Source organism: Pantoea sp. PNA 03-3 (genome assembly GCF_003201175.1).
GTDB lineage: Bacteria > Pseudomonadota > Gammaproteobacteria > Enterobacterales > Enterobacteriaceae > Pantoea > Pantoea stewartii.
Window position 1 is genome coordinate 65887 of the sequence record NZ_QICO01000012.1, and the last position, 7892, is coordinate 73778.

The following is a 7892-nucleotide window of genomic DNA, read 5'->3' on the forward strand; positions in this document are numbered from 1 at the left end:
CAGCCTGCGATCTGCCCGGCGGTAAAACGGGGCAAATACGTTTACAATCACCTAAATCCTGATGAATGGAGTACGTGATGAGTCAACGCGGACTGGAAGCGCTGTTAAGGCCGAAATCCATTGCGGTTATCGGCGCCTCGATCAAACCGGGACGCGCAGGCTATTTCATGATGCGCAACCTGCTGGCCGGCGGCTTTAGCGGACCGGTGTTGCCGGTTACGCCAAAATACAAAGCCGTCAGCGGCGTGCTGGCCTGGCCTGATATTCACAGTCTGCCTTTCGCCCCGGATTTGGCGGTGATTTGCACCCATCACAAAAGGAATCTGGAACTGCTGCAGCAGCTTGGCGAGAAAGGCTGTAAAGCCTGCATCATTCTTTCTGCGCCCACCAGCCAGCTTCCCGAATTAAAACAGTGCGCCAGCCGCTGGCAGATCCGCCTGCTCGGCCCTAACAGTCTGGGCCTGCTGGCACCGTGGCAGGGACTGAATGCCAGCTTTTCGCCCGTACCCATTGCTAAGGGCCGCATTGCGTTTATTTCGCAGTCATCCGCCGTCTCTAATACCATTCTCGACTGGGCACAGCAGCGTAACCTGGGCTTCTCCTGGTTTATCGCGCTGGGAGACAGTTTGGATACCGACGTGGATGACCTGCTGGATTTTCTTGCCCGCGATGGCAAAACCAGCGCGATTCTGCTTTATCTTGAACATCTTAGTGATGCACGCCGTTTTGTCTCGGCTTCGCGAAGCGCCTCACGTAATAAGCCCATCCTGATCATCAAAAGTGGGCGCAGCCGTCAGGCACAGGCGTTGCTGGGAACGCACAGTGGTCTGGATGCCGCCTGGGATGCCGCCATCCAGCGCGCCGGGTTACTGCGGGTACAGGATACCCACGAGCTGTTTACCGCAGTGGAATCCTTAAGCCATATGCGCCCGCCGCGTGGTCATCGCCTGATGATCGTCAGCAATGGTGCCGCGCCCGCCGCACTGGCGCTGGATGAACTCTATGCCCGCAACGGTAAGCTGGCCGTGCTGAGCGACGAGACCGTGCAGCAGCTCAATGCTGTCCTGCCGGAGGGCGTCGGACATGGCAATCCGCTTGATTTAAAAGACGATGCCACACCGGCGCGTTATCTTGACTGTATTAGCGTGCTGCTCGACAGCCATGATTTAGATGCGCTGATGCTGATTCATGCCCCCAGTGCCGTTGCCCCCGCCACCGAAACCGCAGAGAAAATTATTCAGCTGGTGCAACAACATCCGCGCGGTAAACAGCTTACGCTGTTGACGAACTGGTGCGGGGAATACTCTTCTCAGGCGGCGCGCCGGGCTTTTACGCAGGCGGGCATTCCTACCTGGCGCACGCCGGAAGGTACCGTTACCGCCTTTATGCACCAGGTGGAATACCGGCGTAATCAGAAGTTACTGCGGGAAACCCCCGCGCTGCCGGCCAGTCTGACTCAGGACAGTGCGCAGGCGCACCAGATCTTATCTCAGGCCTTAAATCAGGGTGTGTTATCGCTGGATACGCATGAGGTGCAGCCAGTGCTCAAAGCCTACGGACTGGCCACTCTGCCCACCTGGATTGCGAAAGACAGCGATGATGCGGTCACCATTGCCGAACAAATCGGTTACCCGGTTGCGCTAAAACTGCGCTCCCCGGACGTGGCGCATAAATCCGACGTTCAGGGCGTGATGCTGTATCTGCGCAATGCTGCTGAAGTGCGGCGCGCGGCAGACGCCATTATCGACCGCGTAAAACAGACGTTACCCAGCGCCCGAATCGAAGGGCTGGTCGTGCAGAGCATGGCAAATCGTGCCGGAGCACAGGAGCTGCGCATCGTCGTGGAACAGGATCCGCTGTTTGGCCCGATCATCATGCTGGGTGAAGGTGGCGTGGAATGGCAGGCTGAGAAACAGGCTGCCGTAGCGTTGCCGCCGCTCAATATGACGCTGGCGCGCTATCTGGTCATACAGGCGATAAAAGGCGGTAAGATCCGCAGCCGCAGTGCGCTCATCCCTCTTGATGTTGCCGCGCTGAGCCAGTTACTGGTACAGGTGTCTAACCTGGTGGTGGATTGCCCGGAAATAGCGCGCCTGGATATTCATCCGCTGTTGGCGGCGGGCAGTGATTTCACGCTGCTGGACGTCACCCTGTCGTTGGCCCCCTTTGACGGCAACAGCGAAACCCGCCTGGCGATTCGTCCTTATCCTCAGCACCTGGAAGAGGAGGTAGAGCTGAAAGATGGTCAGCATTGCCTGTTCCGCCCGATCTTACCTGAAGATGAACCGCTGCTGCGTGACTTCATCAGTCAGGTAACCAAAGAAGATCTCTACTACCGCTATTTCAGCGAAATTAACGAATTCACACATGACGATCTGGCCAATATGACACAGATCGACTATGACCGGGAAATGGCGATCGTCGCGGTGCGTCAGCACCAGGGACAGCCGGAGATCATCGGCGTCACCCGCGCCATTTCGGATGCCGACAACATTGATGCAGAGTTCTCCGTGCTGGTACGTTCCGATCTGAAAGGTCTGGGAATGGGGCGGCGGTTACTCGAAAAAATGATTCGTTACACCCGCGCCCATGGCCTGCAACAACTGAACGGCATCACCATGCCGGGCAACCGTGGCATGGTCACGCTGGCGAAAAAACTCAATTTTAACGTGGATGTGCAGATGGACGATGGTATCGTCAGCCTTAAGCTTTTGTTACAGGATAATGTCAATTTACCGTGTACAGAAAAGTAAAAATCGCCCGGTCAGCCCGGGTTGATGTTATTATTTAGCGTTATGACCCTGATTTGGTGGCAAAAGGCCATACAATGAACCGAGAAGAAGTGCACTGTGATGTTGTCTAAATTTAAGCGCAATAAACACCAACAACACCTCGCACAGCTGCCTAAACTGTCACAATCTGTTGCGGATGTGTCGACGCTTTATTCGCCTGGCGAATTCCGTGAGACGCTTTTGGAAAAGATTGCGTCAGCGCAATCGCGCATTTGTATCGTCGCCCTTTATCTGGAAAATGACGATGCGGGCCGCGCCGTCATGAACGCACTCTATGCGGCAAAAATCGCGCGTCCACAGCTGGATATCAGTATTTTAGTTGACTGGCACCGCGCCCAGCGCGGGCGCATTGGTGCCGCGCGCGGCGTCACTAACGCCGACTGGTATTGTGAGATGGCCCAGCAACATCCCGACAGCGTAATTCCGGTGTACGGCATCCCGGTGAATACGCGTGAAGCGCTGGGCGTACTGCACCTTAAAGGTTTCATTATTGATGACATGCTGCTTTACAGCGGTGCCAGCATTAATGACGTCTACCTGCACCAGCATGATAAATACCGCTACGACCGCTATCAGCTCATCCGTAACCCCGCCCTGGCTGACACCATGTTCGAATGGATTAATCACCATTTGAAAGAGGCGGAGGCGGTGAATCGTCTGGACTATGCAGAGCGGCCTTCCAGCCCGGAAATTAAAAATGAAACCCGGCAGTTTCGTCAGGACCTGCGCGGTTTTAACTATCAGTTTGAAGGCAACGCTGGCAACGATGAACTGGCCGTAACGCCTTTAGTAGGCTTAGGCAAACACAGCCTGCTGAACAAGACCATTTTCCATCTGATGCCCTGCGCAGAGAAAAAACTCACTATCTGCACCCCCTATTTCAACCTGCCCGCCTTGCTGGTGCGCAATATCATTGCCCTGTTACGTCAGGGCAAAGATGTCGAGATCATTGTGGGTGATAAGACGGCGAATGACTTCTATATTGCACCCGATGAGCCGTTCAAGATCATCGGTGCACTGCCCTATCTCTACGAAATTAATCTGCGTCGCTTTTTGAGTCGCCTGCAGTATTACGTCAGTAACGGACAGCTGATCGTGCGCTTATGGAAAGAGGGTGAGAACAGCTATCACCTGAAAGGGATGTGGGTCGATGATGAATGGCAGCTTATTACAGGCAACAACCTGAATCCGCGCGCCTGGCGGCTGGATCTGGAAAATGCGGTACTGATCCACGATCCGCATCAGCAGCTGGCCGATCAGCGCCAGCACGAACTGATGCTGATTCGCCAACATACCACTGTGGTTAAGCATTTCCGTGAGCTGGAAAGTATTGCTGACTACCCGGCTAAAGTCCGTAAACTGATACGACGCCTGCGTCGTATCCGTATTGACCGCCTGATCAGTCGTATCCTCTAGTTTTTCAGCATGCCGCAGACTGACTGCGGCATGCTGACCGATTAAAGCGTCATGCCCTTACCCTGCCGGTGCAGCAACAGCGATACCACGAAGGCCAGTGCCCCCATCCCAGAAACATACCAGAAGAACGTGGTTTCCATGTCGTGGTGTTTCATCAGCAACGCAACATACTCTGCCGATCCACCAAAAATGGCATTCGCCACCGCATAGGAAAGCCCGACACCGAGCGTCCTGACCTGCGGTGGAAACATCTCTGCTTTTAAAATCCCACTGATCGAGGTGTAAAAACTGGTGACCAGCAGCGCCAGCATAATCAGAACAAATGCCATGCCCGGACTCTGAACGTTTTGCAAAAGTGTCAGAATGGGCACAGTACAGATTGCGGCCCCTGCCCCAAAGATCATCATGGACGTGCGGCGGCCAATTTTATCCGACAAACCACCGATAATCGGCTGCAGCAGCATATAAACCAGTAACGCGCCGGTCATTAATCCGCTGGCCGTTTTCGCATCCATGCCTGACGTATTGACCAGGTACTTTTGCATATAGGTGGTAAAGGTATAAAAACTCAGCGATCCGCCCGCGGTAAAACCCAGTACCATCAGAAACGGCTTAGTATGATTTCGCAATAAGCCGATGACGCTGCCCGCATCGCGGTGTTCACGGGTTTGTTTATCTGAGGTCTCATCCAGCGAGCGGCGCAGCCATAACGCGACGACAGCCAGCGCGGCGCCTAAAAAGAACGGGATACGCCAGCCCCAGGTTCGTAGCTCATGATCGGTTAACAGAAACTGCAGCACCACGACCGTCAGTACCGCAGCCAGTTGGCCGCCGATTAAGGTGACATACTGGAATGAGGCATAAAACCCTTTTCGTCCTTCCAGCGCGACTTCACTCATATAGGTGGCGCTTGTGCCGTATTCACCGCCTACTGACAGTCCCTGAAACATACGCGCCAGCAAAAGCAGTGCGGGCGCGGCGATGCCAATACTTTCGTAGCCCGGCAGGCAGGCGATCACCAGCGATCCGAAACACATCATGCAGACCGAGATCAGCATGGATTTTTTGCGGCCGTGGCGGTCGCCAATGTAGCCAAATAACCAGCCGCCAATCGGCCGCATTAAGAAGCCCGCCGCAAAGACGCCTGCGGTCTGCAGCAGTTGGGTTGTGGTGTCGCCCTGGGGGAAGAAAATATGGGCAAAGTAGAGTGAGAAAAACGAGTACACATAAAAGTCGAACCATTCGACGAGATTACCTGAGGACGCGCCTACGATGGCCCAGATACGTTTTTTTCTGTCGATCGCCTGCGTGTGGGGAGTGCTGTTCATGTCTGACATGCTATGCCTCGGCTCCTTGCTGATAAGCAGCGTTAAAGCGTTGAGTAAAGCATGGACGGCAATAAAACGGAAAGAGGTGTTGCCCCGAGCCTATAAAATGTGACCTGTGTTGCTAATTTACTGAAATCATTGCGTGATATATCAGGCGGCATTTACCGATAACGCTGCGTCAGCGCCTCACGATGACATCCTGGAAGCACTGACATGCGCACAGGAAGACCGTTAAAATGCGGTGATCACCGTAACACCGGGCGATTCAAACTTATCCATATTCATTAACGCCTCTATGGATTGCTCCAGGTTAATGGTTCTGCCGATCAGTTTTTCCGGACAAAGTTTTCCTGCATGAATCATGCTCATCATCACATCATAGCGATGGGCCTGCATGCCGTGGCTGCCAATAATTTCCAGTTCATTAGCAATGACCCGCGCCATAGGAATGGGCGGTGCGCTGTGTTCACCTGCCATCAGGCCAACCTGAACGTGCCTGCCTCTTTTTCGTAATGAGTTGATAGCGTTGACACAGGTTGCCGTATGACCCAGCGCATCGATTGAAACGTGCGCCCCGCCGTGGGTGAACTCTCTGACCGCTTCCGCTACGTCGGAGACCTGCGTGGCATTTACGATGGCAACAGCGCCCAGCTCACGCGCCAGTTGCAGCTTTTCATCCGAGATATCCACCGCTATGACATTGGCGCCAAGTGCATTGGCAATCATGATGGCGGAAAGGCCTACGCCACCACAGCCGTGCACAGCAAGCCACTGTCCCGCGGACGTTTTCCCCTGATCAACAATGGCCCTGAAAGAGGTGATGAAGCGACATCCCAGACTGGCCGCAGTGGTGAAATTCAGCGTATCCGGTAGAGCAATGAGGTTCAGATCCGCCTGCTGTATGGCGACATATTCTGCGAAGGATCCCCAGTGGGTAAAGCCTGGCTGAAACTGATGATCGCAGACCTGTTGATTGCCTGAATGGCACTCATGGCATAAACCGCATCCCGAGACAAAGGGCACGGTGACATTATCGCCCGGGCGCCATTTCGTCACCGCGCTGCCGACCGCTTCAATCGTGCCGGCGAATTCATGCCCTGGCACGTGGGGTAACGGGATATCAGGATCGTGGCCGACCCAGCCATGCCAGTCGCTTCGGCAAACCCCAGTGGCTTTAACCCGAATCACAACGCCATGGGGTTCCGGTGTGGGATCCGGCAGCGTTTTCAGGACAGGCGGGGACAGAAATGATTCGTATATGACCGCTTTCATCAGTAAACCCTCATGTATGGTTTACTAAAAGTATACTGACAGGCCGTGAAATTACTTTTCGTGTATTGCAGGCGGATCATGGTTTATGAAATTATCTTTCATTAATGATAGTAAGGCTGAGTGGATATTTCAGTGAGCATTCTTGATAAGAAAGATGTGGCGTTACTGCGCTATCTGCAAAAGGACGGCAGAGTATCGAGTCTTAAGCTGTCTCAGGATTTGGATATGAGCCCGGCGTCAACATGGCGGCGCCTGAAGCGGCTTGAGGACGAAGCCTTCATTGAAGGTTATCAGGCGGTAGTGAATCGTCGAAAGATGGGGTTTGGCGTGATGGCATTCGTGCGTCTGGTCTGCAGCCAACACAGTGAGGCGGCAACACGAGACTTTGAAGAGCGGATCAATGCGAATCCTTATGTCCTGTCATGCCACAATATCACTGGCGAGGCCGACTTCCTATTGCAGGTGGTTGCGCGGGATTTAGATCATTACAGCCTGTTTATTGAAAAGGAACTGCGCAAGCTGCCGGGGATCCTGAGCATTAATTCTTCGATTTCGCTCAGGGAAGTGAAGAAAAGCCATCCCCTGCCGGTCTGAGGGTACGGTTTACTTTCTGACCCAGGATGGCGGGCCTGGAGAATTTATACAAAGAAACGGTACCAGGCGACGATGGAAGGAGTCTTGCCAGCCGGTTCAGTGCAAACAGCAGCGTAGGATATCGGGCTCAAGAGGCTTTAAACGGCCATAAGATTCTGCCCGGCTGGCTGCTGAACCATGATTTGCGGACGTAAAAAAGCCCCGTACTTTCGTACGGGGCTTTTCTACTTTATTGATGCCTGGCAGTTCCCTACTCTCGCATGGGGAGACCCCACACTACCATCGGCGCTACGGCGTTTTACTTCTGAGTTCGGCATGGGGTCAGGTGGGACCACCGCGCTACAGCCGCCAGGCAGATTCTGTCTGCCGCACCGCCCTCTCGGGCCGCACGGCGTTATCCGGTAAACAAGGCTGAAAATTCTTTCTGTCTCTCAACCCAAAACGCCTCTGGCGTTGTAAGGTTAAGCCTCACGGGTCATTAGTACCGGTA

5 protein-coding genes and 1 rRNA gene are annotated in these 7892 nt (G+C 54.1%); 3 read left to right on the top strand and 3 right to left on the bottom strand.

What is annotated here, in order from left to right; genetic code table 11:
- Nucleotides 1-77 precede the first annotated feature (77 nt).
- Together C7433_RS21820 and pssA are read left to right on the top strand one after the other, a co-directional pair.
- Nucleotides 78-2753, top strand: coding sequence for a bifunctional acetate--CoA ligase family protein/GNAT family N-acetyltransferase (locus C7433_RS21820; RefSeq protein WP_110268891.1), 2676 nt, complete (start codon nt 78-80; stop codon nt 2751-2753).
- 99 nt (nt 2754-2852) lie between these two features.
- Entirely contained in the window at nt 2853-4208 is a 1356-nt protein-coding gene (gene pssA, locus C7433_RS21825; protein ID WP_039340129.1) for a CDP-diacylglycerol--serine O-phosphatidyltransferase, read from the top strand.
- A 41-nt stretch (nt 4209-4249) separates the two neighbouring features.
- Here pssA and C7433_RS21830 read toward each other — a convergent pair whose 3' ends face one another.
- Nucleotides 4250-5545 carry an MFS family transporter gene (locus C7433_RS21830; protein ID WP_110268892.1) on the bottom strand — a complete coding sequence of 432 codons (1296 nt, stop codon included), beginning with the start codon at nt 5543-5545 and terminating at the stop codon, nt 4250-4252.
- A gap of 222 nt (nt 5546-5767) precedes the next feature.
- Nucleotides 5768-6808, bottom strand: a complete 1041-nt coding sequence (locus C7433_RS21835; RefSeq protein WP_110268893.1) for a zinc-dependent alcohol dehydrogenase family protein — start codon at nt 6806-6808, stop codon at nt 5768-5770.
- 132 nt (nt 6809-6940) lie between these two features.
- Here C7433_RS21835 and C7433_RS21840 point away from each other — a divergent pair, with 132 nt between their 5' ends.
- On the top strand, nt 6941-7402 hold the full coding sequence (locus C7433_RS21840) for an Lrp/AsnC family transcriptional regulator (protein ID WP_233255815.1): 462 nt from the start codon (nt 6941-6943) through the stop codon (nt 7400-7402).
- 237 nt (nt 7403-7639) lie between these two features.
- Here C7433_RS21840 and rrf read toward each other — a convergent pair.
- Nucleotides 7640-7755, bottom strand: a 5S ribosomal RNA gene (rrf, locus tag C7433_RS21845).
- Nucleotides 7756-7892 lie beyond the last annotated feature (137 nt).

What these genes read in the sequence shown, in the direction of transcription:
- C7433_RS21820 (WP_110268891.1), top strand. Translation starts at nt 78, where the DNA reads ATGAGTCAACGCGGACTGGAAGCGCTGTTAAGGCCGAAATCCATTGCG.
- pssA (WP_039340129.1), top strand. Translation starts at nt 2,853, where the DNA reads ATGTTGTCTAAATTTAAGCGCAATAAACACCAACAACACCTCGCACAG.
- C7433_RS21830 (WP_110268892.1), bottom strand. Translation starts at nt 5,545, where the DNA reads ATGTCAGACATGAACAGCACTCCCCACACGCAGGCGATCGACAGAAAA.
- C7433_RS21835 (WP_110268893.1), bottom strand. Translation starts at nt 6,808, where the DNA reads ATGAAAGCGGTCATATACGAATCATTTCTGTCCCCGCCTGTCCTGAAA.